At 66.4% G+C, this 25,508-nt stretch carries 22 protein-coding genes and 1 pseudogene; 9 read left to right on the top strand and 14 right to left on the bottom strand.

Features of this window, described 5'->3' with window-relative positions; all coding sequences use genetic code 11:
- Positions 1–75: 75 nt before the first annotated feature.
- A complete protein-coding gene (locus U743_RS02400) occupies positions 76–1,083 on the top strand; it encodes an IS30 family transposase (protein WP_043770791.1) in 1,008 nt (335 codons plus the stop codon).
- 219 nt (positions 1,084–1,302) lie between these two features.
- On the opposite strand, the gene U743_RS02395 is transcribed toward U743_RS02400, so the two are convergent.
- Together U743_RS02395 and U743_RS02390 are read right to left on the bottom strand one after the other, a co-directional pair.
- Positions 1,303–2,124 (bottom strand): UDP-2,3-diacylglucosamine diphosphatase, encoded by an 822-nt coding sequence (locus tag U743_RS02395; protein WP_043765238.1) that lies wholly within the window; start codon positions 2,122–2,124, stop codon positions 1,303–1,305.
- A 70-nt stretch (positions 2,125–2,194) separates the two neighbouring features.
- The gene (locus U743_RS02390) at positions 2,195–2,512 is read right to left on the bottom strand and encodes a TraR/DksA family transcriptional regulator (RefSeq protein WP_043765236.1); all 318 of its coding nucleotides are present in this window, start codon (positions 2,510–2,512) and stop codon (positions 2,195–2,197) included.
- Positions 2,513–2,879: 367 nt separating this feature from the next.
- Here U743_RS02390 and U743_RS02385 point away from each other — a divergent pair, with 367 nt between their 5' ends.
- Together U743_RS02385 and dauA are read left to right on the top strand one after the other, a co-directional pair.
- Positions 2,880–3,905 (top strand): zinc-binding metallopeptidase family protein, encoded by a 1,026-nt coding sequence (locus U743_RS02385; protein ID WP_043765234.1) that lies wholly within the window; start codon positions 2,880–2,882, stop codon positions 3,903–3,905.
- 133 nt (positions 3,906–4,038) lie between these two features.
- On the top strand, positions 4,039–5,763 hold the full coding sequence (gene dauA / locus U743_RS02380; protein ID WP_043765232.1) for a C4-dicarboxylic acid transporter DauA: 1,725 nt from the start codon (positions 4,039–4,041) through the stop codon (positions 5,761–5,763).
- Between the two features lie 4 nt (positions 5,764–5,767).
- On the opposite strand, the gene U743_RS02375 is transcribed toward dauA, so the two are convergent.
- Positions 5,768–7,915, bottom strand: coding sequence for an FAD-dependent oxidoreductase (locus tag U743_RS02375; protein ID WP_043765230.1), 2,148 nt, complete (start codon positions 7,913–7,915; stop codon positions 5,768–5,770).
- Positions 7,916–8,223: 308 nt separating this feature from the next.
- Between U743_RS02375 and U743_RS02370 the strand changes: the two genes are divergently transcribed.
- Complete coding sequence (locus tag U743_RS02370; RefSeq protein ID WP_408607393.1) at positions 8,224–8,574, top strand: hypothetical protein; 351 nt, start codon at positions 8,224–8,226, stop codon at positions 8,572–8,574.
- Positions 8,571–8,789, top strand: coding sequence for a hypothetical protein (locus tag U743_RS02365; protein WP_198021891.1), 219 nt, complete (start codon positions 8,571–8,573; stop codon positions 8,787–8,789). Before U743_RS02370 ends, U743_RS02365 begins: the two co-directional genes overlap by 4 nt.
- A gap of 30 nt (positions 8,790–8,819) precedes the next feature.
- Here U743_RS02365 and U743_RS02360 read toward each other — a convergent pair whose 3' ends face one another.
- Positions 8,820–9,239: a hypothetical protein gene (locus U743_RS02360; protein ID WP_052367442.1), complete on the bottom strand. Its 420-nt coding sequence runs from the start codon at positions 9,237–9,239 to the stop codon at positions 8,820–8,822.
- 202 nt (positions 9,240–9,441) lie between these two features.
- Between U743_RS02360 and U743_RS02355 the strand changes: the two genes are divergently transcribed.
- Positions 9,442–10,293, top strand: a complete 852-nt coding sequence (locus U743_RS02355; RefSeq protein WP_043765227.1) for a DUF547 domain-containing protein — start codon at positions 9,442–9,444, stop codon at positions 10,291–10,293.
- 7 nt (positions 10,294–10,300) lie between these two features.
- On the opposite strand, the pseudogene U743_RS19230 reads toward U743_RS02355, so the two are convergent.
- The 7 genes and pseudogenes from U743_RS19230 to U743_RS02320 form a co-directional block, all read right to left on the bottom strand.
- Positions 10,301–11,341, bottom strand: a pseudogene (locus U743_RS19230) (methyltransferase domain-containing protein).
- A 102-nt stretch (positions 11,342–11,443) separates the two neighbouring features.
- The gene (locus U743_RS02345) at positions 11,444–12,904 is read right to left on the bottom strand and encodes an MBL fold metallo-hydrolase (RefSeq protein ID WP_043765226.1); all 1,461 of its coding nucleotides are present in this window, start codon (positions 12,902–12,904) and stop codon (positions 11,444–11,446) included.
- A complete protein-coding gene (locus tag U743_RS02340; RefSeq protein ID WP_052367441.1) occupies positions 12,901–13,695 on the bottom strand; it encodes an HvfC family RiPP maturation protein in 795 nt (264 codons plus the stop codon). The genes U743_RS02345 and U743_RS02340 overlap by 4 nt, the downstream gene beginning before the upstream one ends.
- 54 nt (positions 13,696–13,749) lie before the next feature.
- Complete coding sequence (locus U743_RS02335; RefSeq protein WP_043765224.1) at positions 13,750–14,598, bottom strand: metal-dependent hydrolase; 849 nt, start codon at positions 14,596–14,598, stop codon at positions 13,750–13,752.
- Positions 14,599–14,677: 79 nt separating this feature from the next.
- The gene (locus U743_RS02330; RefSeq protein WP_043770779.1) at positions 14,678–15,535 is read right to left on the bottom strand and encodes an HvfB family MNIO-type RiPP peptide maturase; all 858 of its coding nucleotides are present in this window, start codon (positions 15,533–15,535) and stop codon (positions 14,678–14,680) included.
- Positions 15,535–15,864 carry an HvfA family oxazolone/thioamide-modified RiPP metallophore gene (locus tag U743_RS02325; RefSeq protein WP_043765223.1) on the bottom strand — a complete coding sequence of 110 codons (330 nt, stop codon included), beginning with the start codon at positions 15,862–15,864 and terminating at the stop codon, positions 15,535–15,537. The genes U743_RS02330 and U743_RS02325 overlap by 1 nt, the downstream gene beginning before the upstream one ends.
- 64 nt (positions 15,865–15,928) lie before the next feature.
- Positions 15,929–16,543 carry an HvfX family Cu-binding RiPP maturation protein gene (locus U743_RS02320; protein ID WP_043765222.1) on the bottom strand — a complete coding sequence of 205 codons (615 nt, stop codon included), beginning with the start codon at positions 16,541–16,543 and terminating at the stop codon, positions 15,929–15,931.
- 139 nt (positions 16,544–16,682) lie between these two features.
- On the opposite strand from U743_RS02320, the gene U743_RS02315 reads away from it, so the two are divergent.
- Positions 16,683–17,636 (top strand): AraC family transcriptional regulator, encoded by a 954-nt coding sequence (locus U743_RS02315; RefSeq protein WP_198021888.1) that lies wholly within the window; start codon positions 16,683–16,685, stop codon positions 17,634–17,636.
- A 297-nt stretch (positions 17,637–17,933) separates the two neighbouring features.
- Here U743_RS02315 and U743_RS02310 read toward each other — a convergent pair whose 3' ends face one another.
- The 3 genes from U743_RS02310 to U743_RS02300 form a co-directional block, all read right to left on the bottom strand.
- The gene (locus U743_RS02310) at positions 17,934–19,220 is read right to left on the bottom strand and encodes an alkaline phosphatase PhoX (protein ID WP_043765220.1); all 1,287 of its coding nucleotides are present in this window, start codon (positions 19,218–19,220) and stop codon (positions 17,934–17,936) included.
- A 157-nt stretch (positions 19,221–19,377) separates the two neighbouring features.
- Positions 19,378–20,277 (bottom strand): alpha/beta fold hydrolase, encoded by a 900-nt coding sequence (locus tag U743_RS02305; protein WP_043765219.1) that lies wholly within the window; start codon positions 20,275–20,277, stop codon positions 19,378–19,380.
- A 1-nt stretch (position 20,278) separates the two neighbouring features.
- Positions 20,279–20,872: a hypothetical protein gene (locus U743_RS02300; protein ID WP_156966304.1), complete on the bottom strand. Its 594-nt coding sequence runs from the start codon at positions 20,870–20,872 to the stop codon at positions 20,279–20,281.
- Positions 20,873–21,258: 386 nt separating this feature from the next.
- Between U743_RS02300 and U743_RS02295 the strand changes: the two genes are divergently transcribed.
- Together U743_RS02295 and U743_RS02290 are read left to right on the top strand one after the other, a co-directional pair.
- Entirely contained in the window at positions 21,259–24,225 is a 2,967-nt protein-coding gene (locus U743_RS02295) for a ribonucleoside-diphosphate reductase subunit alpha (RefSeq protein ID WP_043765216.1), read from the top strand.
- Between the two features lie 207 nt (positions 24,226–24,432).
- Entirely contained in the window at positions 24,433–25,458 is a 1,026-nt protein-coding gene (locus U743_RS02290) for a ribonucleotide-diphosphate reductase subunit beta (protein WP_232226825.1), read from the top strand.
- The last annotated feature ends 50 nt before the right edge of the window (positions 25,459–25,508 follow it).

Below are 25,508 nucleotides of genomic sequence, written 5' to 3'. Positions count from 1 at the left end.
CGAGGTGTCCTCTCTTTGGTTCTTGGATTCAAGCCGCAAGTGCAACACTTCCAGCCAAGGAGGTGTGCTGTGGGGATTCACTATCGACACTTGGGCGCAGAGGAACGAGGCACGATCATGGCGATGATCCTGGGCGGATCGAGCATGCGTCGGGTCGCTGAAGCTATTGGCCGGTCGCCGAGCACAGTCCAGCGGGAGCTTCGGCGCAACGGCTATCTGCAGGCATCGGAGCCGCTCAAGGGGCGGCCGCGCAAGATCCCCCGGTACGACGCGTCGAGCGCAGGCCGGCGCGCCCGCCGGTTGCGCCGCAAGCCGCGCGTCGAACGCAAGCTGGCCCGAACAGGCGCGCTCTGGCCACAGGTAGTGGAGCGTCTGCATCGCGGTTGGTCCCCGGAACAGATCGCCGGCAGACTGGGTGGGGTGTCGCACGAAACGATCTACACCGCGATCTACGCCACACCGCGTGGCCAGCTTCGGCGCGAGCTGACGTCGCTGCTGCGACAAGGGCATCGCACCGGGCGCAAGCGCCGCCAAGGTCGGGATCGGCGCGGCCGGCTCGCGGATATGGTCAGCATCCATGTGCGCCCGCCGGAAGCTGAAGACCGGCTGGTGCCGGGGCATTGGGAAGGCGACTTCATCGTCGGGCGCCGCAATCAATCGGCGATTGGCACGCTGGTGGACCGCCACTCCTTGTTCGTGATGCTCGCCAAGATGGAGGGCTGCACCGCCGAGGCCGCCTTGGAGGGATTCAGCACGACCTTCAATGCCCTGCCTGAGGCGCAGCGGCGCACCCTGACCTATGACCAGGGCAAGGAAATGGCGCGCCACAGCGAGCTGGCTGAGCGCACCGGCCTCAGCATCTACTTCGCCGATCCGAACAGTCCCTGGCAGCGGGGCATCAACGAAAACACCAACGGCTTGCTCCGCCAGTACCTGCCCAAGGGCCAGGTCCTGTCGAACTACACCCAGCGCGAACTCGACGCCATTGCCTGGCAGCTCAACAACCGACCGCGCAAATCGCTGGGCTTTCGGACACCGGCTGAGGTCTTCTTCGAGGCCGCCTATGCAACAACACAACATTGATAACCAGCGGTGTTGCACTTGGGCTTGGAATCCACCGTTCCTTTCTCTGGACAAGCAGAGAAAGGAACCCGCGCCAGTCGCGGGGCTATAAGCGGTAGCGCCGAGCTTCCGAGGCGCGGAACCCCGGAGCACCCTGCTATCAACAGGGAGCCGTCGAGCCTCTCACACTGCCAGTCCACGACGCGGAACCGCAAGACACAGCGGCCAAAGCTCCAGCGGCTAAGCCGAAGCCGTCTCCCGCAACGGCTCCACCACCCCATCCCGCGCCGGCGCCAGATTGAGCGTATTGAAATCCACCCAGCGCAGAATCTCGACGCTGCCGTCGAAGTTCTCGGCCAGCGCCGTGCAGGACTCGACCCAGTCGCCGCAGTTCATGTAGGTCACGCCCTCGATGTCGCGCTGCTCGGCGTGGTGGATGTGGCCGCAGACGACGCCGTCGAGACCGCGGCGCCGGCATTCGTGGGCGACTGATTCCTCGAAGTCGGAAACGATGTTGACCGCCGACTTCACACGCTCCTTGGCGTAGGCCGAGAGCGACCAGTAGGGCATGCCCAGTCGTCGGCGCACGCGATTGACGTGGTGGTTGATGCGCATGGCGTTGACGTAGAGGGTGTCGCCCGCCATGGCGATCCACTTGTGGTAACGCGTGATGACATCGAAGGCGTCACCGTGCACGATCAGCAGCTGGCACCCGTCGGCCGTCTTGTGGATGTGCTCGTCGACCACTTCGATGTTGCCCATCGACAGCCCGAAGCCGACGAAGCGGCGCAGAAACTCGTCGTGGTTGCCGGTAACGTAGTAGATCTGCGTGCCGCGCTTGGCCTTGGTCAGCAGCTTGCGAATGACGTTGCTGTGCTCCTGCGGCCAGTACCAGCCGCCGGAGAGCTGCCAGCCGTCGATAATGTCGCCGACCAGATACAGCGTCTCGCACTCATGCGCCTTGAGGAAATCCACCAGGTGCTCGGCCTTGCAACCGGGCGTGCCCAGATGCAGATCGGAGATCCAGATCGTGCGGTAACGCTTGCCGGTCTTCTCGCTCATGCGCGCAGCCTAGGAAGGCTCGGCGACGCCAAGATGACATTTACATGACGATTTCGTGACAGCTTTGGCGCTAAGCCTCGCGCGCGCTCTGGCAGCTCACGCAATAGGCGACCTCGGGCTGGCGCTGCAGACGACCGTAGGCGATGGGCTCGTCGCACTCCAGGCAGTAGCCGTAGTCGCCGCTTTCCATGCGCTGACGCGCTATGCGTACGGCCCTCAGCCGCTCCTGCAGAACGCGCTGGCCGGCCTGAGCCATGGCTTGCTGCTGCAAGGCGTCGCCGCGCGAAACGCGGCCGACACGGGTCTGGTCCAGCTCTACCGTGCTGGCGCCTGCCTCGCTGTCAGTCAGCGCCGCGCGCAGCTGCGCCTCGAGATCGGAAAGCGCCACCTTGAGGGTCTCTTTTTGCTCGCTTGTGAGGGCGTCTGACATGGGAGAAGGATACGCAACGCATCGATCGCACGCGGCGACAGACCCCCGACACGGAGATGCGGCCAGCCGGCCCAGCAAAGCTGGATGAGCTGGCACCTACCGTTCGGTTTCCAGCATCGCTAGGTGGATTACCGGCACTGCACTTGCACTTAAGTAGCCTCGAGAACATCAGGCCGAGACACGACGTCGTATTCTGTGACGCGCTGATTGAAGAAGACGCATTGTTCATCCGCGGGAGCTCCGCAGTGGCAGACTTGCCGCTGCCGGGCGCGCGCCGTCGGCTGCGCCATACCCTCGCCCATCGCAGGAATCGGAGAGACCCTCTATGCAGCGCTTCGACTGTCCCGTCTGCCCAGTCGAGCTGCATTTCGACAACTTCGCCTGCCTGTCCTGCGGCACGCAGGTTGGCTACGCACCCGAGCGGGAGGTCTTTCTGCCGCTGCCGGCGCCGGGCGAGTCCGACGCGCACGTGCCCTGCGCCAACCGCGAGTCGGCCCGATGCAACTGGCTGGTGGCGCCGGGCGCGGGGGCGTTCTGCCTCGCCTGCCGCCACAATCGGACGGTCCCCGATCTGCAGGCGCCCGTGAACGCGGCCCGATGGCGCAACATCGAGCTCGCCAAGCGTTACCTGTTCTATTCGCTTCTGAAATGGCGGCTGCCGCGGCCAACGCAAGCGGAATCCCCGAATGGGCTGGCCTTCGACTTCCTCGCCGAGGCGGGTCCGGACGCGCCCGTTCTAACGGGCCACGCGGGCGGTCTGATCACCGTCAACATCGCAGAGGCCGACGACGCCGAGCGCGAGGCGCGGCGCAGCAAACTCGGTGAGCCCTACCGGACACTGATCGGCCACATGCGGCACGAGGTGGGGCATTTCTACTGGGAGATTCTGGTTCGCGACGCCGGGAAGCTGGAGGCCTTCCGCGCCGTCTTCGGCGATGAGCGGGCGCGTTACGACGCCGCCCTGCAGGCGCACTACTCGCAGGGGCCGCCTACCGGCTGGCGCAAGAGCTATATTTCGGCCTATGCGGCCGCCCACCCGTGGGAGGACTTCGCTGAAACCTGGGCGCACTACGTGCACATGATCGACGCGCTGGAGACCGCCCATGCCTTCGGCATGACCGTGCGTGGTCATGGGCCGGGGGCGTCGGAGCATCAGATCGAAGCGAATCCCTATAAGCACGGCACGATCGCTGATCTGCTGGCTGACTGGGTGCCGTTGACCGTCGCCCTCAACTGCCTCAACCGCTCTCTCGGCCAGCCGGATTTCTACCCCTTCGTGCTCTCGACCCCGGTCAAACGCAAGCTGAGTTTTATCTATGACCTCATCCACGAGGCCGCCGGCTCGGACTGAACCGGTGCGATGATGGCCGCGGGACGAGGCGCGCCCCAGCGCTATCGAAGAAGGCTGAGCGTTATGCTTCGCGCCCCGTCGCTACGACTTAGAGCACCAGAACGGCGGGGACAATAGGCTTGACGGGGTCGCCATGTCTTTTCCACCGCTATTCACGGCGCTGCGCGCCAGCCTGAAGGCCGGATACGGCATCGCCACGCTGCGCCGCGATGTGCTGGCAGGCATCACGGTAGGCACCGTTGCCATCCCTTTATCCATGGCGCTGGCCATCGCCACCGGTGTGCCGCCGCAGCACGGGCTGTACACGGCCATCGTCGCCGGCGCGGTCGCCGCGCTGACCGGGGGCGCGCGCTTCAACGTCACCGGCCCGACCGCCGCCTTCGTCGTCATCCTCTTCCCCATCGTCGCCGAGTACGGCATCGGCGGCCTGCTGGTGGCTACGCTGATGGCGGGGCTCATCCTCGTCGCACTGGGCGCCAGCGGCATGGGACGCCTTGTGCAGTTCATTCCCTACCCGGTCGTGCTCGGCTTCACGGCGGGCATCGCCCTGGTCATCGCGGTGCTGCAGGTGCCGCAATTCCTGGGCATTGCTGACGGCGAAGGTGCGGGGCACTTTCTCTCCGGCCTCGCCAGCATCGGTCGCAGCCTGCCCGAGCTGGAGCCACTGACCCTGGCTACAGGAGTGATCACGCTGGCCACACTGTTGCTGTGGCCGAGACTGCAGCTGCCCGTGCCGGCCCCCCTGGCCGGTCTGGCAGTGGGAGCTGTCGCGGCCTGGTTCTTCAACGCGATGCAGGCCGGCGATGCGCCCGTGGCAACCATCGCCTCCCAATTCGAGTGGACGGCCGAGGGACGCAGCGGCTCCGGCATCCCACCGCTTGCGCCAGGCTTCGTCCTGCCCTGGCGCCTTCCCGGTGCCGACGGCGCGCCGCTGGTGGTGGACTTCGCGCTGATCCGGGACTTGGCGGGCCCCGCCTTTGCCATCGCCATGCTGGCGGCCATCGAGTCGCTACTGTGCTCGGTAGTCGCCGACGGGATGACGCGCACACGTCACGACTCCAATGGCGAACTCATCGGCCAGGGCCTGAGCAATCTCGCCGCGCCCTTCTTCGGCGGCATCACCGCCACCGCCGCCATCGCGCGCACGGCAACCGGTATCCGAAGCGGCGCGCAGTCGCCCATCGCCGCGATAGTGCATTCGCTGGTCGTGCTGCTTGCCATGCTGCTGCTGGCGCCCCTGCTCGGCCTGGTACCGATGAGCGCGCTGGCCGCACTGCTCTTCGTCGTTGCCTGGAACATGAGCGAGGCGCGGCACTTCCTGCACACGCTGCGCTCGGCGCCGCCGGGCGATGTCCTGGTTCTCGTTACCTGCTTCGGGCTGACGGTGCTTTTCGACATGGTGCTGGCCGTGGCGGTGGGTATCGGATTGGCCGCTGCTCTGTTCATCCGGCGGATGGCGCTGCTGACCAGCGCCGACCGCGTGCGGCAGGAAGGGGCGGCCACAACGACACGCGTGCCGGATTCGGTCGCCCTCTACGACGTCAACGGCCCACTCTTCTTCGCAGCGGCCGAGAAGGCGCTGAGCACCCTGCGCATGGTCGACCCGGAAGTGCGCACCGCGATCGTGGACATGCACGATGTGCCCAGCATGGATGCCACTGCCATCGTGACGCTGCGCAGCATCATCGACGAGATGCAGCAGCACGGCGTGGCGCTGATCTTCGTCGGCCTGCCGACGCGCATCATCGCCAAGCTGCGCCGTGCCGGCATCCGCAAACAACCGGGGCGGCTCGGCTACTGCAGTTCCCTCGACACCGCGCTGGCAACCATCCGCCGCTGGGAGGCGCGTGGCACCTAGCGGCTCAGCCTCGCATCCAGCGATGGAAGCGGCCCACCCACTCGAGCAGCTTTTCGGGCTTGTGCGCCTGCTTCCACTGCCCAGCCGCGAACTTGTTGGCCTCGGAGAGCGTGGGATAGATGTGAATGGTGCCCAGGATCTTGTTGAGGCCGATGCCGTGCTTCATGGCGAGTACGTACTCGGCGATGAGGTCGCCGGCGTGCGGGCCGGCGATGGTCACACCCAGGATCTTGTCGCTGCCCTTGAGCGTCACGACCTTCACCTGCCCGTAGGCGTCGCTGTCGGCGATGGCACGGTCGAGATCGTCGATGCCGTAGGTGGTCACCTCGAAGTCATGGCCCTGCTCGGCAGCCTCGGTCTCGGACAACCCGACGCGCGCGACCTCCGGGTCGGTGAAGGTAGCCCATGGGATCACCGAATAGTCGACGCGGAACTTCTTGAAGCTGCCGAAGAGCGCGTTGACGGTGGCGAACCACGCCATGTGCGCGGCGGTGTGCGTGAACTGGTACGGGCCGGCGACATCACCCACCGCGAAGATGTTGGGCACGCTGGTGCGCAGGTAGTCATCGACCTCGATGGTCTTGTTGGCCGTGATTCCCAGCTCTTCCAGGCCGTAGCCCTTCAGCCGCGCGGCGCGTCCCACCGCCACGAGGATGCGGTCGAAGGCGATACGTGCCTCCGAGCCGTCGGCGTTCTCGACAAGCAGCTCGGGCTGACCATCGCTGACGACGATTTCCTTGGCCTGGGTCTGTAGCCGCAGGTCCATGCCTTCCTCGGCGAAGCGGGTCGCGACCATCTCACCGAATTCGACGTCCTCGCGCGGCATCAGGCGCGGGCCCATCTCGACCTGCGTCACCTGGCTGCCCAGGCGCTGAAAGGTCTGCGCCATCTCGCAGCCGATCGGGCCACCGCCGAGCACCACCAGACGCTTCGGCAGTTCGCGCAGCTCCCAGAGATTGTCCGAGGTCAGCGCCTCGACCTGATCCAGCCCCGGAATCGGCGGCAGCGCCGGCTCGGCGCCGGTGGCGAGGATGATGTGGCGCGCGGTCAGCCGCTGCCTCTGGCCGTCATGGCGGGTGATATCCACGGTCCAGGGATCGACCAGCCTGGCCTCGCCCTGCACGACGTCGACACCGAGATCGGTGTAACGCTCCACCGAGTCGTGCGGCTCGATGGCCTTGATGACGCGCTGCACGCGATCCATCGCATCCGGGAAATGGAAATCGGCCTGAAGCTGACGCACGCCCAGCTCGGCGCTGCGCCGGGCATCGGTGAGCAGCCGCGCCGTGCGGATCAGCGACTTCGAGGGCACGCAGCCGGTGTTCAGGCAATCGCCCCCCATCTTGCCCTTCTCCACCAGCGTCACCTCGGCCTTGACCGCGGCAGCGATGTAGGCCGAAACCAGGCCGGCGCTGCCACCACCGATGACGATGAGGTTGCGGTCGAAATGCTTCGGCTTGCTGTAGTTGCGGTAGACCCGGCGCGCCTTGACCGCGTCGATGATCTTCTTGGCAAGGAGCGGGAAAATGCCGAGCAGCACGAAGGAGCCGATCAGCCCCGGCGACAGGATCCCGCCGAGCCCTTCCAGCTGTCCGATCTGCGTGCCGGCGTTCACATAGACCGCCGTGCCGGCCAGCATGCCGAGCTGCGATACCCAGTAGAAGGTCCAGGTCTTCATCGGCGTCAGGGCCATGACGATATTGATGAGGAAGAAGGGAAAGACCGGGACCAGCCGCAGCGTGAAGAGATAGAAGGCCCCCTCGCGCTCCACACCCTTGTTGATGGCCGCCAGCCGCTGGCGATAGCGCTTCTGCACGGCGTCGCGCGCCAGGAAGCGCGCCACCAGGAAGGCCAGCGTCGCGCCGATGGAAGAGGCAAAGCTCACCAGCAGCAGACCCCAGCCGAGACCGAAGACCGCACCGCCCGCCAGCGTCATGATCGCTGCGCCCGGCAGCGAAAGCGCCGTAACCACCACGTAGATCAGGAAATAGCCGGCCGAGAAGAGAATGGGCGCGGCGTCACGCGCGGCCACGATATCGCCGCGCGCGTCCTGCAGACGCTCGAAGCTGAGGAAGCGGCCGAGATCGAGGAAGAAGTAGCTCGCGATGGCGGCGAGAATGACGAGAACGAGAATCCAGCGGGCCCGGTTCATGCCGAGGGCTCCTTGTTGGCGTGCAATTGCCAGCATGCTACCCGGCGGCTGCCGGCAAACCCACTGCCGGGCGTCCGTCGAAGCTGCCCACGCGTCCGAAGTCCCCGCGCGCCCCCCGACGATTTCCCGGGACGCCGGCGCATACGGGTCGTACGCTCAGCACTGGTCAGCCGGGCGCAGAGGGGCCAGCCTGGGTTTCGCAGTACAAAGCCAGAAAACCGCCGCGAGGACAAACTTTGAAGATCGAAGTCGATGCCACCGCGCTGCGCGGCAGCCTGCTGCTGCTGCGCCTCGGCATATTCATCGTGATGGTCATGTGGACCATCGACAAGCTGATCAACCCGGACCACGCCGGTGCGGTATTTGCGAATTTCTACGGCATCGAAGGCGCCGGCGCTGCGGCGCTCATGATGATCGGCCTGCTACAGCTCGTGGTCGTGCTGGCTTTCCTGGCCGGAGCCTTCCGGACCGTGACCTACGGCCTCGTGCTGGCGATGCACGCCGTATCGACGCTGTCGAGCTACGCTCAGTACTTCGACGCCTTCAACAACCTGCTCTTCTTCGCCGCCTGGCCGATGCTGGCAGCCTGCATCGCGCTTTTCTGGCTGCGTAAGCACGACACACTGCTGGCCTGGGACGGTCGCAAGTCCGCGGGGTGAGCGCGCGGCGCACCATTGGGCGGATGCTGCACCCGCCGCATCTGCGGCGTACGGGCGCGATCGCACTGGCCGTCGGTACCTGGTTGACCGCCGTCAACCAGGGTCCGGCGCTAGTGTCGGGCAGTTTCGGCGGGCTGACCTGGCTGCAGGTGGCGATGAACATCGTCACACCCTTCGTGGTCGCCAACCTCGGGCTGCTGTCGCGCGATCAATGAGCGCTGGGCAGCCCACTGCCGAATCGCCCGTCACTCCAGGCCTGGCACCTCACGCTCACCACGCAGCCAACGGAAGGAATCGATCACATCGAAGACCAGCGAGATGCCGTTGATCACGAAAAGAGCGATGCCGAAGGCCCATTCCGCATCGGAGACGGGTCGGCTGCCCACCATCTCGGCCAGGCGAATGGGGATGAGGATCTGCAGCGGAATCCAGGCAAAGAGGTGCGGCACCGACATCAGCCGGCTCATGCCGCGACAGACCCACATGATGGGCGCGTTCGTCAGCACGACGAAGATCGCGGCAATCGCTGTGGCCACGCCGAGCCAGGTATCGAGCAGGAAGAAGGCGGCGGCGTTGACCGGCACCAGGATCAGCGCCACCCAGATCTGCACCCACGTCGGGAGGCTGCGATAACTCTTCCAGATATCCTGCATTCGTGCCTGCATTCGATGATCCCCTTTTCTTGATAGGCCGGAAAGCTTGGGGCCCCGATCCGCGTGTCGCCACCAGTCCAGACGATTGCACATGCTTTCCGGATGCCAATGCCGTAGGCGAACAGCCATACGCGCATGAAACACGGATCGTCACCGCTGGTGAAGTCGCCCGGGCGAGCACACACTGCAAGGTGGTTCCAAAGGGAAGATATCTATGCGCGCTTTTCTTCGCTCCACCGGCTTGACGACGGCCCTGCTTCTGCCGACAACACTTCCGGCCGCCGACGCCCCCGATCTCGAAGGCTTGTACGCGCCCTACCAACAGATCCTCGATGCCCATCTCATCGAAAAGAAGTTGGACGGTGGCGGACTGGTCTCTGCCTTCGACTACGACGCGGCGATGGCCGACCCGGCTACCGACGAGCGGCTCGGGAAGCAAAAGGAAGCGCTGGCTGAATTTGATCCCGAGCAGCTGGAAGACCGCCTGGCCGCCACCGCCTTCTGGATCAACGCCTACAACTTCTTCATGCTCCAGCACATTCTGGAGAATCCGATCAACGGCGCCCCGGTAGATAGCGTCAAGGAATACGGCAGCTTCTTCAATCCCTACAAGGTCTTCAGCCGCAAACTGTTCGCCGTCGGCGGGCGAAACTACAGCCTCGACAACATCGAGAAGGGGGTCCTGCTCGGCGACGACTATGCCGAGCGCGGCTGGAAGGACGCGCGCGTGCACTTCGCCGTCAACTGCGCTTCGGTCGGCTGCCCGCCGCTGCGAAGCGGAATCTACACGGCCGACAACGTCGATGCCCTGCTGGACGAGAACACCCGCCGCGCGCTGAGCACGCCCTATCACCTGCAGCGCGACGGCGACACGCTGCTGCTGACGCAGCTCTTCGAGTGGTACGCGGCGGACTATCGCGCCGAGGCCGACGCTATCCGCGACTGGCTGCTGCGCTTTGCCGATGCCCCCACCGCCGAGAAGATCCGCAGCACCAGCGCCATCGACTTCATCGAATACGACTGGCGCCTCAATCGCCCGGAGAACTTCCCCGAACTGGCGCGCTGATGACGCCCTAGCAGCAGGCGGCGCCGCTGCTGGCCGTTGTCGGTGCCGGGCTGGCGCAGTCGAAGAGCCCGAAATGCACGGACTTGTCGCCGGTTACCTCGAAGTGCGGGGCGTAGCGGGTCCTGGCCAGCATGTCGGCGGTGTTGCCGCAGACGAGCATGGGCCGCCCCGCCTCCAGGCGGTGATGGTCGTCGAGGACGAAGGCGTGCGGGGCTTCGCTGATGGTGCCCTTGTAGGTGGCCACCTGGCCGTAGTCCTCGCAGCGGTCCTCGAGATCCAGCTTGAAGGCGCGAATGGTGCGCGAGCTGAGGCCGACGTGACCGATCTTGTGGTGAATGGCCTCGTCGTGCAGCTCGATGGGCGTGCTCGACACGGTGCGCACGTCAGCACAGCCGATGCCGGCCATGATGCGGCGGAAGTCCTCGCCGTAGAGCGCCCCGCCCAGGCATTCTCCGAGCAGCACCGGATCAGCCGCGAGATGCTCCGGCACGCGGCGATCAGCGAACACATCGGAGAAATACAGCTCGCCACCGGGCTTGAGCACGCGGAAGGCCTCGGCCAGCACGCGCGGCTTGTCCGGTGAGAGATTCACCACGCAGTTGCTGACAATCAGGTCCACCTAGGCGTCCTTGATGCCGGCCGCGGCCAGATCCTCGATGGTGCCGTAGTGGAATGCGACACTGTCGTAGCCCAGCGCGTCCGCATGCCAGGCCTGATGGCGGCGCGCGACGGCCAGCTGCTCCTCGGTCATGTCGACACCGATGACGCGCCCTTCCGGCCCGACAAGCTGGGCGAGCATGTAGACGTCGCGCCCCGTGCCGCAGCCGAGATCGAGCACGGTGGCACCAGCCAGCGCCGGCGGCACCGGTGTGCCACAGCCGTAGTAACGATCCTTGACCTCGTCGTGGACATTGGCCAGCAGCGCGCGCAGATACCCCGGCATGGCGTCGGCCGTGCAGCAGGCGCTGGTCTTCAGATCGGCGGAGGAGGACAGCACGCGGCTGTAGTAGTCGCGCACGGCGTCGTGAATCGGCTGGGAATCGGCCATCGGCGGGATCCTCTGAATGATGAAGGCGAGCCTATTACGTCCCGCGTGCCCCGCCCAGTTGCATTCGGCCGCCGCGCGTGCCCAATCGTCCGAGCCGAAGGCCTAGTCGGCGCTCTCCTGCTGCGCCCTCACCCACTCCACCAGCGCCGATACGGGCTCGGTGCCGCTGCCGTGGGCGCCCACCAGCGTGCCGCTGGCCAGTCCGTGCCACTCCAGCGCGCGCAGGAACTGTCGCGCCAGCAGCGGATTCTGCACATCGCGCCCCGGCGAGTACAGATCCGAAACATAGGTCAGGCCGGCGTCGTCCACGCGGACGGCCAGCATACCGGCGGCGTGATCGTTGGGGATGTTGATCAGGGTGAGGCTGCGTTCCGTCTCGTCCAGGCGCTCACGCGCCCCCACCGCCTGCATGCTGAAGCCCGCATCGTCGGGAAAGTCAGCGAGCGCCTCGGCGAAGAAAGCTTCGGCCTCGGCGCCGACATAGAGGGTGACGCCTTCACCCAGCAGCGGTCGCAGACCCGCGCTGTGGTCGTTGTGATGGTGCGTGACGACGACGCGCGTCAACGGCCGATCCGGCCAGCGCTCGCCGAGCTCGCGCAGCAGCTTCTCGCTGCGCCCCGGGTGCAGCGGCGCACCTACCAGGCTCAGCTGCGCTTCGTCGACAATCAGCAGCGCGTGGTGGCTACCGCCGACTACATGAAAGATTCCTTCACCGAGCGGCTCCAACGCGACATTATCGGTCTGATCCGCCTCGGCGCCGGCGCCCATGGCCAACCGGCGCGTCACCCAGTGCGTCAGGCCGCGCACCCACACAGGCGCCTCGGCCGACTCCGGGCGCAGCGGCGGTTCGCAATCCTCGGACACCACCTCTGCGCGGCGCACGCGAATGTCGCCGAGCCGCTCGCGGCGCAGCAGCTTGCCGTCGAGGCGGACCTCCACGCGCGTCGGCATGCTCAGGCCCTCGACGTCGCGCCAGTCGGCGTAGGCCACGCGCTGCTCCACGGTGCCGCCCGGCGGATTCCTCACCCGGGCGCGCGCCACCAGCGGCACGCTGTCGCCGCCCATGGCGGCATCGCGCGCCACCGACAGCGTCCAGCGCGTGCCGGCCAGGCTGATCTCGCGACTGCGACCGCCTTCCTCGCCGGTCCAGAGCAGCGGCGCGCGCAGCCACAGATCGGCGAAGCGCGCCGCACGGCGCGCCGGCGGCAGACTGTCCTCGCGGGCGCGGAAGCCGTCGACACCGGTCACCACGCTGTCCTCGAGGCTGAGCTGCTCCAGGTACTCGAAATCCGCGGCGAAGGGATAGTGCGTGCCAAGCTGCCATCGCAGTTCGGCCTGCCCCCTGTCGGGCCACCAGCGCACGGCCACGCGATCTTCCGAAACAGGGCGTGATGGCCCGCCCGGGGCGTGGGTCTGGCTGGGATCGAAGTTCTGGCCGTGGGCGGTCCAACTGATCTCCTCCACGCCGCAGGGCGTCAATGCAGCGGCGGGAACCACGCCGAGGGCAAGCACCGTGGCGACGATGCCCGGAATGCCGATACGTGTCTCGCGATTCGCCTTCATGAATCTTCTCCGGGGATCTTCTGCTCGGGCTCGGCGTGGCGCGTACCGAGCAGGATGTCGGCCTCGCGCCAGGCGCGCAGTTGCTTCGCGCCCTCCGCGACAATGGGGGCGCTGTCGGCCTGTCCCGCCTCGGTGGCGATTCCTTCCAGCAGCGACCGCCCCGGCGCCGGGGCGGTCGCGATCAGCGCGATCAGGCGCGCCGACACGGCGTTGAGCACATTGAAGCGCACCTCGTCGCCCCGCGTGCGATGGGCCAGCAGCCAGCTCGGCTGCTCGGGCGGGGCTTCCGGCTGGAAGTCGAGCGCGATGCGATGCACGGGATAGCGGTAGGCCAGCGGCCAGGCCAGCGGCGACAGCACCGGCACACCGGCAAGCAGATCGCCGTTGGGATCCGCCAATGCCGGCTCGGCCTCGGCGGGATCGACGGCCAGCGCCAGCTCCACCCACTCGTAGTGGGCCAGTTCCGTGGTGAAATCGGGCAGGCCTGCGGGCAGGCCCTCGCCGGCCTCCAGGAAGGCGACGAGCTCGCCGGGCACCTCGTGGAAGAGCGGGGTGCTGCACACGTGCTGCGCGACGAAGGCACGCATCAGCGCCTCCCACCGTTCTTCGCCCAGGATGCTTCGCAGCACCGGGAAGGCATTCTCCACCAGCCCGGATACGGTGCTGTGCACGAGTTCGCGGTAGACGCGCATGCGGCGCTCTTCGACCTGCTCCGGCCGCGCATGCTCGCCGGGCGCGCGGATATGCGCCGCAAAGGCATGCTGCAGATGCTGGAACTCCCTCTCCATCATCCGCTCAGCCTACCCCGAAGGACCGGCGGCGGGAACCGCCGGCCGATGCTTGCCTCAGGCGGCGGCGGTCTCGCTGCGCCGCTCGACTTCGACGACGAATTCTTCCATCTGCTCGAGGAAGTGGCTGTTGTCGTGATCCCAGGGGTGGAAGCCGGGCCGGAAGTAGTCGGCCCAGGGCAGGATCATCTTGCGCATGAAACCGATGCGGCCGAAATGCACCTGCCACATGCGGCCCCAGCCGCGCAGGTCCGTCAGCTTGCCCTCGGCGCGCAGAATGCGGGCATAGAACACCGTCACCAGCGCCCAGAACAGGATCGACGCCAGCAGCATGCCGGCGGCGCGATGCAGATAGGCGCGCGGGCCGCGACCCATGACGCTGTCCCAGACATCGAAGGCCACCGCCTTGTGCTCGGTTTCCTCCAGCGCGTGCCAGTTCCAGATCGCCGCAAAGTGCGGCTCGGCATTCTCCAGAATGCGCGGCTCGCTCAGCAGACCATGCGCCATGATGGCGGTGAAGTGCTCCAGCGCGATGGTGACCGAGAGCAGATGGGTGTTCGACGCCCGGCCTCGCAGCCGCATCAGGAAGCGGCTCACGAAACGCTCCATGCCATGGGCTGCGGGCACGGCGGCAAAGATCGCCTCGTTGTAGGCCTCGTGCTCGCGCCCGTGCATGGCTTCCTGGCCGATGAAGGCCGTCACGGCCTTGCGCAGCTCGGGATCGGTGATGCGGTCGCGCTGAGCGCGGACGGCCTCGATGAACATGCGCTCGCCTTCCGGGAAGAAGAGCGACAAGGTGTTCATGAACTGGGAGAGATGGACGCTGCCGCCGTTCCAGTCCGAGATGCGCTCGGCCGGCAGGGAGAAATCGAGATCGCGCCGCTCGGGCATGATATTGGTGGCCATGATGGGCTCCACACGATAGTGACATCAGATGATGACACCGTACCGTGGTGCAGCGCACAATGCAAGCCGCTGGCAGCGTCTAGCGGGCCAGTTTTTCAGCTTCGGGAAGCACCGCGCGACGGCGGGCCTCGATGGCCATCATCTCCGCATGCAGCTCCGGCCAGGGCGGGATGTTGAAGTCGCGCTCCAGCAGCGTCGGCACCGGCCCGAGACGGGCGTAGACCGCGTCCAGAAGGGCGAAGACCTCGTCGCAGACTGGCGCGCCGTGTGTGTCGATGCGCAGGTTGTCGTCCTCCGTCCAGTGCCCGGCGACGTGCAGATAGCGCACCCGCTCCAGCGGCAGGCGGTCCAGGAAGGCGACCGGGTCGTAGCCGGCGTTGATGCTGTTGACGAAAACATTGTTGACGTCGAGCAGCAGATCGCAGTCCGCGCGCTCCAGCACGGCCGTGATGAACTCGTGCTCGGCCATGTCGGCGCCCGGTGCGGCGTAGTAGGAAACGTTCTCCAGCGCGATGCGCCGGTCGAGAAGCTCCTGGACCCGCCGCACGCGTGCGGCGACGTAGTCCACGGCCTCCTCGGTAAAGGGGATTGGCATCAGGTCGTAGAGGTGACCGTGATCGCCGGTATAGGAAAGATGCTCGCTGTAGTCAGCGATACCGTGCGTATCCAGGAAATCCCGGATGCCACGAACGTGGCCCTCGTCCAGCGCGCGCGGCCCGCCGATATCCAGCGACAGCCCGTGCGTGACGAAGGGATAGCGCTCGGTAAAGCTGCGGAACTTGCGTCCCAGCGCGCCACCGATGCCCATCCAGTTTTCCGGCGCGGTCTCGAGAAAGGCCGGCGCATCGGTTGTAGCGTCTGCCAGCGGGCCCATAAGGGCCCGCCGCAGACCTACCCCCGTGCCCTGCACGGAGGCGTGATGTAACGACTTAGGCATCAGCTGCCGCACTTGCCCTCGCCGCACTTGCCTTCACCGCTCTTCTTGTCGGCGCCCTTGGATTCGCCACACTTACCTTCACCGCACTTGCCTTCGGCACCCTTGTCGTGGCCCTTGGACTCGCCGCATTTGCCTTCACCGCACTTGCCCTCGCCGGACTTGCCGTGGGCATCCGCGAGTTCGATGGGCGCGCTGCCGTTCTGATAGCCGCTGCCGAGCTCGGTGGACTGGAAGCTCACGCCGGCGGATGCTGCCGTGCTGGCCAGGAATGCGGCACCGCCGACGGTGGCGGCGAAGCTCGAAAGGCGGGAATGCGTCTTGTTGCTCATGATGTTGCTCCTGTTGATGGTGAAACGAGGGTCTGCCTCGATAAAACGTCTGCTGGAGCAGCTTCTAATACTCAGATACGTGCCCCACGGACTTGCGGATGTAGTAATCGACACTCAGATAGCGGCCGGCACCCATGAAGAAGAGACTCAGCAGCATCGCAAAGTAGGTTGCCGCCCACTCTATGCCGTTATTGCTGATGACGAAATTCCCTTGCCCAGTGAGCCAGCTGTAATTGCCGTGCTCGCGCAGGATGCTCTTGGCTGCGTCGAGACGCGTGACCGCTTCCTGCGCGGCCTCGCAGTTGAATAGACACAGCGCGGGATCGGCCACGGCCTGCCAGCCGTTCTCCCAGTGCACGGCGAAGGCCGCCACCAGCATCACCGCCATCAGCGGCATGGCGAACCAGCGCACCGCCAGACCAACGAGCAGGGCGAGCGCGCCGAGCACCTCCGTCCAGGCGGCCAGAAAGGCCATCAGGAAGGGCGCCGGAAGCCCCAGCCCCCAATCCGGGTTGCCGAACCAGGCCACGGCATTCTCGTTGGGCAACAAGCCGTCGAGCTTGTTGGTACCCGCCATCCAGAACACCGGCGCCAGATAGAGACGCAGCGCCAGCGGCGCGAGAAAATCGAGACCGCGCGTGGCATCCGGCAGGGACTGCAGCTTCCGGAGTAACGTCATTGGCACGCTTTTGCTGTGGGCATGCACAGCAATTTAGTGCCGCGAGCGGGCCTTGCACAGTGGCTGGCGACTCGCATCCATGTCCGCGCGTCCGTCCCTGACACTCAGCGCCATGCCGCATGCCCTCGGCGCGCAGTAGATGAGGCAATATCCCGCCATGGCTGACGACACCCAAGCGGCTGTTGCGCATCGCCCGGCAGAGGATCTTCTCTCGACGATCCTGCGCGCTTATAACCTGCGCGCGGGCATTTACGAGCACCCCTCGGTCTGCGGCGACTATCAATTCGGCACCGCCGGTGATGGAAACGCAGGCTTCCACCTCCTCGGCAGCGGCAGCTGCTGGGTGCACCTGACGCAGGGTGAGCCGATACAGCTGCATGCGGGTGACCTGATCGTTCTGCCGCACGACAGCTGGCACGTGCTGCGGCCGAACGACGAGCCACCGGACGACCGCGGCATGCGCCAGACGCAGGACGGCGATGGCGTGTTCACTTCGCTGCTCTGCGGGCACTTTGACTTTGATTCCGGGCGCCGCAACCCCATCCTGGATGCACTGCCGGAGACGGTAGTGATCCGCGCCGCAGACGCCGGCGACCGACTCAAGCATCTGGCGCGACTGATGCTCATCGAAGTGGAAACCCACGACCCGGGCCACGCGCCCGTGCTCGACCGGCTGGCCGACACGCTCTTTGTCATGGTCGTGCGCCACCACGTCTACTTCTCCGGCGCCGAGCAGCGTGGGCTGATCGCGGCACTGGCAGATCCCAGGCTGCGCAAAGCGCTGGACGCCATGCATCAGCGACCGGCAGAGAGCTGGACCCTGGAGCGTCTGGCGAGCGAGGCCGCGATGTCACGCAGCGTCTTCGCGCAGCGCTTCAACGAGGTCGTCGGCAGCACCCCCATCGACTATCTGACGCGCTGGCGCATGGTCCAGGCCGAGCGCATGCTGCGCGACCCGCGCGCCAGCGTTGCCGGCGTCATGGAGGAAGTCGGCTACCAGACCGAAGCCGCCTTCCGGAAGGCCTTCAAGCGCGTGCACGGCTACGGGCCGGGCAGGCTGCGGCGGCTGTTCCGGCGCGCTGCCGGGGGCTGAAGGCCTGAAGGCGGCGCTGCGGCGCCCCTCGCCCTCTGCCCTCTCCCCTAACCCCTCTCCCGCAAGCGGGAGAGGGGAACGTGGCGCAATCACCGTAGAGAGAACCCCTCTCCCTCAGGAAGAGGGGCAAGGGAGAGGGCAGAGGCTCAGCCGAACCACGGTCGACTGACTCGGAAGGTCTGCCCCCCTGCCCCGGACCGGACCGCTCTGCCGCAAGCGGGAGAGGGGGACGGGGCGCAATCGCCCTAGAGAGACCCCCTCTCCCCCAGGGAGAGGGGCCGGGGAGAGGGCCGAGGCTCAGCCGAACCAGAGGCCGGATACGCGATAGGTGATACCCCCCTGCCCCGGCCCGCTGGCGCTGGTGCCGCGCTGCGAGTTGAAGAAGAAGTGTCGACCGTCCGGTGAAAAGGCCGGGCCGGTGAGCTCGCTGGCGTCATGACCCGTCAGCCGCAGCATGTGCACGAGCTCGCCATTCGGGCGAATGGCGACCATGTCCTGCTCGCCCGTCTTGTCCTCGGCCACCACGACGTCGCCGCCCGGCGTGACAACGATGTTGTCCACGGAGTCGAGAATGGGGTCTTCGAACCAGTCGTCGTCGTAGATGACGCGGACGCTTTCCGAGGCAATATCGTGCGCCCAGACGCGGCGGTCGCTCTTGGTCGTGAAAAAGATCTGGCCGTTGTGATACCAGATGCCCTCGCCGCCACGGAAGCGCGTCGATTCCGGCACCTGTTCGCGCGTCGGCGCGCCGACGAGCACGCCGCCAAGCACCGGATTCGGGTTCGGCACATCCAGCCAGTCCACGGCGAAAGGCTTCGAGGTCACGTCGCGCTCCGGCGAACCGAGGGTGTCGACGTCGATCAGCACGCGCATGACCTGCAGCCGCCCGCTCGACAAATCCGGCCGCCCACCGACATTGGGGCTGTCCGGAATGAAGCGATAGAAGCGACCGTCGGACTCGTCCTCGGTCTCGTAGACGATATTGGTGGCGGGGTCGACCGCCGCGGCCTCGTGCTTGAAGGTGCCCAGCGCACGCAGGCGCGTGGCGCCTTCCTCACCGAAGGGATCGCACTCCCAGAGATTGCCAAGGCCGTATTCCTCACCCGACAGCCAGGTGTTCCAGGGCGTCTTGCCGCCGGCGCAATTGATGCGGCTGCGTAAACCCGAGAGGATGTTGTAGCCGTCGACCACCTCGCCCTCGGCGTTGAAACGCAGCGCGTTGACGCCGCCGGGCAGGAACTCGCGGTTGCAGACGTAGATCCAGCCACCGTCGTCAGTGGCGTAGGTGGCGCCGCCGTCGGGATCGGTATGCCACAGCAGATTCGTACCCGGCACCAGCCGGTTGGCAGTGGCGATGGCCGTGGCGGTGAAGCCCTCCGGCAGCATCAAGCCGTTCTCGTCCGCTTCCTGCAGCGGACCAAGGCGCGCCAGCGACGGGCCGTCCCCGCCACCCGTTCCGGTATCGATTCCGCCGTCGCTACTACAACCGGACAGCGCCTGGGCGAAGGCGGCGACGGAGGCGCTGGCCGCGGCGCCCTGTAGCAGGCGGCGGCGACTGAGGGGAATGGCTTGGCGTACGGTCATGGATAGCTCTGGCAACGGGCGGCGCGGGATTCTTGCCGCCCAAGATGACAGCCTCGTGACGGCCCGTCACTCGGAGAAATTCAGCAAGCGGCGCGACGCGGTGGACAGGGAGAAGACCGGCCCGATGTTCGAGCCGCCGGGGACCGCGGACCGGGCTTTAGCCCGAGGGCAGCACCTCGCCCAGCCAGTCGCTCACGAACTGCGCGCTGCTCTCCGGATCCTCCAGCATGAAGCAGTGCCCACCGGGCAGGGCTTGGACCGTGGTCTGCGCATGCCGCTTCCGAACCCGCCGCGCCGAGGGCGCCAGGAAGAAGTAGCTCTTCTCGCCGTAGACATAGAGCGTGGGCACATCCAGCTTCGGAATGTCGCGCCAGAGATAGAGCGGATTCTCGAAGATCTGCGCCTCCAGCTCGGGGGCGCAGACCAGCGCGCGCCCCTCCGCCGTATCGCAGGTGGCGTGGCTGATGAAGGCATCCAGCGCCTCGTCGCGCCAGCCCTTGTAGATGCCGCGGCCGCGCAGACGCTCGCGCGCCGCGTCGGCGCTCTCCCAGACGGCCCGGCGCCGGCGCGCGGCCTGCGCCATGGGGTTGCGACGGAGCTTGCCGCTGGCCTTGGTGGCCAGCCAGTAGCGCGTCGGCAGGATGATGGGATCCAGCAGCACCAGCGCATCGCAGTCGATGAGGCCACGCGCCACGCTGCGCAGCGACAGCGCGGCGCCGAAGCTGTGACCGATGGCCACGCGCGGCTTGGACGGCGCCAGCTGCCCGAAACCGGCCTGCACGCGCTCCACCGTCCGCGATACGCCGACGAACTGCTCCACGGGATCCGACTCGCCGTGGCCGCCCATGTCGTGCGTGATCAGCCCGAAGCGCGCATCCAGCTGGCGCAGAAAGGGCCAGTAGACACCGCCGCAGAAGCCATTGCCGGACAGCCAGTGCAGCGTCGCCGCACCGTCGGCGGCCTCGCGACGGCGGCCGCGGATGGTGATGCCGTCGCTGTCCGTCCACTGCCAGGCCGCGAGCTCGCGGTAGTCGCCGATACTGCCGCTGTCGGCCATCTCAGCCACCGCCCCGCGGCCGGTAATCCCAGCACAGCAGCCAGACCGGCTCGCCGCTGGTGTTGTCGGTCACGCAGGGGCGCATCGTCGAGGGGTGCGCCAGCATGCCGCCGGCGGCGAAGCGTAGCGGCGGCCGGACGGGATCCATCTGCAGATTGTGGTGGCGCAGCTCGAGGCCATCGCCGGCCACCAGCATGACGACCGAGGCCGTGCCCACCGCGTGCGGGCGCAGCGGCAGTTCGCGCTGCGGCGGCACCAGAATGGCCTGGGCCGCCTCGGTGCGGACATTGCTGCCCAGCATGGAGGTCACCAGCTTCCAGGCGCGCGCGTCCGCCACCTCCAGCGCGTCGCTGTCCCAGCTCAGGATGTCCTCCACCGCGAAGGCGCCGCCGGCGATGGGCTGCGTACGCCCGCGATCGGCCGCGGCTTCCTCCAGCAGTTCGCGCAGCGGCTCAAGGTAGCGCGCGCTGTCGCTGAAGCCGATCGCACCAATGGTCGGCTTGGTGTTGAAAAGATCGATGGCCGCATCCTCCGGCCAGGTCGGCAAATGCCCGCCCTGAAAGGGAATGAGGCTGTTGGGACGCTCGTTGCGCACGGGCTTCATCGAAGGCAAAGCGGCAGTTTGCCACAGGCCTGCGCCCCCACCGCCGACGGCCTTCGACAGCAAGCCGCGCGTACGGGAACCAAGCTTCTGATTATCAATATTTTTTTGTGACCGACGCCCATTGCTGCACTGCACATCGCGCGGCGGTCGCGGCGGCCGGGTCGGGGTCCGCAAGTTGCTGATTTGGCGCCGATCACGCGCATCGCGCGGGCACTTATACACAGCTTCTCCCAGGTTTGTGCACCCGATCATGCACACAGCATCTTGCGTTCACCCCCTCGACAGAACACTACATCTGGTGCAATGTTGGCCGCGAGGCCCGCGCCGGGGCCCTGCACCAGCCCAGATTTCGACACCGCCGGGGAGGCAATCACCCAATGCAGACACAAACCACAAGCGCCGAAGCCGTCACGATTCCGCCCTCCGAAAGCTACAGCGCCGCCGAGGTCCAGAGCACCGCCCCGGGCGGCATGCGCGTCATCCGCCGCAACGGCAAGGTGACCGGCTTCGAGCCCGAGAAGATCAGCATCGCCATCACCAAGGCCTTCCTCGCCGTCGAGGGCGGTTCGGCCGCCGCCAGCTCGCGCATCCGCGAGCGCGTGGCCGGCGTCACCGACCAGGTGGTGGCCGCCGTGACCCGCAACCAGCACGGCGGCGGCACCATCCACATCGAGGACATCCAGGATCAGGTCGAGCTGGCGCTGATGCGCGCCGACGAGCACAAGGTCGCCCGCTCCTACGTGCTGTACCGCGAGCAGCGTGCCCGCGAGCGCGCCGAGGAAGCCGCCAGCCAGCCGGCCGCGCCAGCCACCGAGCTGCGCATGACGCGCGACGACGGCTCCCTGGTGCCGGTGGACACCGAGCGCATGCGCACGCTGGTCACCGAGGCCTGCACCGGCCTCACCGGCGTCGACCCGAACTCCGTTCTGGAGTCGGCCATGCGCGACATCTACGACGAGATCCCCGAGTCGCAGCTGGCACAGGCGCTGGTCATGGCCGCGCGCACCCGCATCGAGGACGAGCCGAACTACAGCTACGTCTCCGCACGCCTGCTGATGGACGCGCTGCGCCACGAGGCGCTGAGCTTCCTCGATGCCCCGGAAACGCGCCCCACCCACGAGCAGATGACCGCGCTCTACGGCGACTACTTCCGCAGCTACATCCACCGCGCCGCGGAACTGGAGCTGGTCGACCCCAAGCTCTGCCTCTTCGATCTCGATCAGCTGGGCAAGGCCCTGCTGCCCGAGCGCGACATGAAGTTCGACTACCTGGGCCTGCAGACCCTCTACGACCGCTACTTCATCCACAGCAACAAGACGCGCTTCGAGCTACCGCAGGCCTTCTTCATGCGCGTGGCTATGGGCCTGGCGATCAACGAGGTGGAGCGCGAGGCGCGCGCCATCGAGTTCTACCAGCTGCTGTCCTCCTTCGACTTCATGAGCAGCACGCCGACGCTGTTCAACAGCGGCACGCTGCGCCCGCAGCTGTCCAGCTGCTACCTGACCACCGTGCCGGATGACCTCGACGGCATCTTCGGCGCCATCAAGGACAACGCCCTGCTCTCCAAGTTTGCCGGCGGCCTGGGCAACGACTGGACGCCGGTGCGCGGCATGGGCGCCTACATCAAGGGCACCAACGGCAAGTCCAACGGCGTCGTGCCCTTCCTCAAGGTGGCCAACGACACCGCCGTGGCGGTCAACCAGGGCGGCAAGCGCAAGGGCGCGGTCTGCGCCTATCTGGAGACCTGGCACCGCGACATCGAGGAATTCGTCGACCTGCGCAAGAACACCGGCGACGACCGCCGCCGCACGCACGACATGAACACCGCCAACTGGGTGCCGGACCTGTTCATGAAGCGCGTCATGGAAGAGGGCCAGTGGACGCTGTTCTCCCCCGAGGACGCGCCGGACCTGCACGACCTGACCGGTGCCGCCTTCGAGCAGCGCTACCTCGCCTACGAGCGCGAGGCCGACGAAGGCCGCATCCCCAACCACAAGCGCATCCCGGCCGTGCAGCTGTGGCGCAAGATGCTGTCGATGCTCTTCGAGACGGGCCACCCCTGGGTGACCTTCAAGGACCCCTGCAACCTGCGCAGCCCGCAGCAGCACGCCGGCGTCGTGCACAGCTCCAACCTCTGCACCGAGATCACGCTCAACACCAAGCCGGGTCACGAGATCGCCGTCTGCAACCTGGGCAGCGTCAACCTGCCGGCGCACATCACCGAGGACGGCAAGCTCGACCGCGTCAAGCTGGCCAAGACCGTCAACACGGCCATGCGCATGCTCGACAACGTCATCGAGTACAACTACTACTCGGTGACCACCGCGCGCAATTCCAACCTGCGCCACCGTCCGGTGGGCATGGGCGTGATGGGCTTCCAGGACGCCCTCTACAAGCTGCGCCTGCCCTACGACAGCGAGGAAGCCATCCGCTTCGCCGATGAGTCCATGGAGGCCGTCAGCTACCACGCCATCCAGGCCAGCACCGATCTGGCCGAAGAGCGCGGCAAGTACCAGAGCTTCGAGGGCTCGCTGTGGAGCCAGGGCATCCTGCCCATCGACTCCATCCGCCTGCTGCGTGAAGAGCGCGGCGGCTACCTGGAGCAGGACGAGAGCGCCTCCGGCGAGTACGACTGGGAGACCCTGCGCGAGCGCGTCAAGACCATCGGCATGCGCAACTCCAACACCATGGCCATCGCCCCGACCGCGACCATCGCCAACATCACCGGCGTGTCCCAGTCCATCGAGCCGACCTACCAGAACCTCTTCGTCAAGTCGAACCTCTCGGGCGACTTCACGGTGGTCAACACCTATCTCGTCGACGACCTCAAGAAGCTCGACCTGTGGGACGAGGTCATGGTCCACGACCTGAAGTACTTCGACGGCTCCGTGCAGGCCATCGACCGCGTGCCGGAGGAGATCAAGGCCATCTACAAATGCGCCTTCGAGGTCGACCCCAAGCGCCTGGTCGACGCCGGCAGCCGCCGCCAGAAGTGGATCGACCAGTCGCAGAGCCTGAACCTCTACATGTCCGAGCCGAACGGCCGGAAGCTGGACGAGCTCTACAAGCACGCCTGGACCTCGGGCCTGAAGACGACCTACTACCTGCGCACGATGGGCGCCACCCACGCCGAGAAGACCACCATCAGCGACAGCCGCCTCAACAAGGTGGCCGGCTCCGGCGGCAATGGCGGCGGCGGCGTCACCACCACCGGCGTCACCGGCGCGGGCGAATCCAGCCGCCCGCCCGTCACCCCGGACGCCGACGCCTCCGCCGAAGCCAACGGCGGCCAGATGCCGGCCGCCTGCTCGATCCTCGATCCCGACTGCGAGGCCTGCCAGTAAGCACAGGCCCGCAGCACCTAAGCCGACTTAAGCGACACCAATTTCAGGAGTACCGCAATGCTTGAATGGGACACCCCTTCCACGCCGCAGCCGCAGCCCGGCCTGCAGACCGTCAAGCCGGACAACGTCACGCACCCGCCGGTGCACCCCGGCGCCGGCGCGCCGCAGGCTGAAGAAGCCGGCGCCACCGGCCTCGAAGACTTGGAGATGGGCGCATCGCGCATCCAGGTCGACGACAAGAAGATCATCAACTGCAAGGCTGACCTCAACCAGCTGGTGCCCTTCAAGTACACCTGGGCCTGGGAGAAGTACCTGTCCGCCTGCAACAACCACTGGATGCCGCAGGAAATCTCCATGGCCGCGGACATCGCGCTGTGGGCGGACCCCAACGGCCTGACCGAGGACGAGCGCACCATCATCAAGCGCAGCCTCGGCTTCTTCTCCACGGCTGACTCCCTGGTGGCCAACAACCTGGTGCTGGCCGTCTACAAGCACCTGACCAACCCCGAGTGCCGCCAGTACCTGCTGCGCCAGGCCTTCGAGGAAGCGCTGCACACGCACGCCTACCAGTACTGCATCGAAAGCCTGGGCCTGGACGAGGCCGAAGTCTTCAACATGTACCGGGAGATCCCGAGCATCCACGACAAGGCCGCCTGGTCCCTGCCCTACACGCAGTCGCTGGCCGATTCCAGCTTCAAGACCGGCACCCCCGAGGACGACCAGCGCTTCCTGCGCGACATGATCGCCTTCTACGTCGTCTTCGAAGGCATCTTCTTCTACGTCGGCTTCGTGCAGCTGCTGAGCTTCGGCCGCCGCAACAAGATGGTGGGCACCGCCGAACAGATCCAGTACATCATGCGCGACGAGTCGATGCACATGAACTTCGGCATCGACGTCATCAACCAGATCAAGTACGAGAACCCGCACCTCTGGACCGAGAAGTTCCAGGAAGAAATCGCCCAGATGCTGCGTGAGGCGACCGAGCTGGAAATCAAGTACGCCCACGACACCATGCCAAGAGGCGTGCTCGGCCTGAATGCCAGCCAGTTCAACGAGTACCTCAAGTACATCTGCAACCGTCGCTGCAGCCAGATCGGCATCAAGCAGCTCTACCCCGGCGCCACCAACCCCTTCCCCTGGATGAGCGAGGCCATGGATCTCAAGAAGGAGAAAAACTTCTTCGAGACCCGTGTGACCGAGTATCAGACGGGTGGAGCGTTGAGCTGGGATTAAACAAAAACTACGCACAAGCTACTGCGAAAAGGGCCGCAAACACTGCGGCC

Origin of the sequence: Algiphilus aromaticivorans DG1253, from assembly GCF_000733765.1 — a bacterium.
Lineage (GTDB): Bacteria > Pseudomonadota > Gammaproteobacteria > Nevskiales > Nevskiaceae > Algiphilus > Algiphilus aromaticivorans.
The sequence above is the reverse complement of the archived record's forward strand: the minus strand, read 5'-3'. Positions and strand labels throughout refer to the sequence as shown.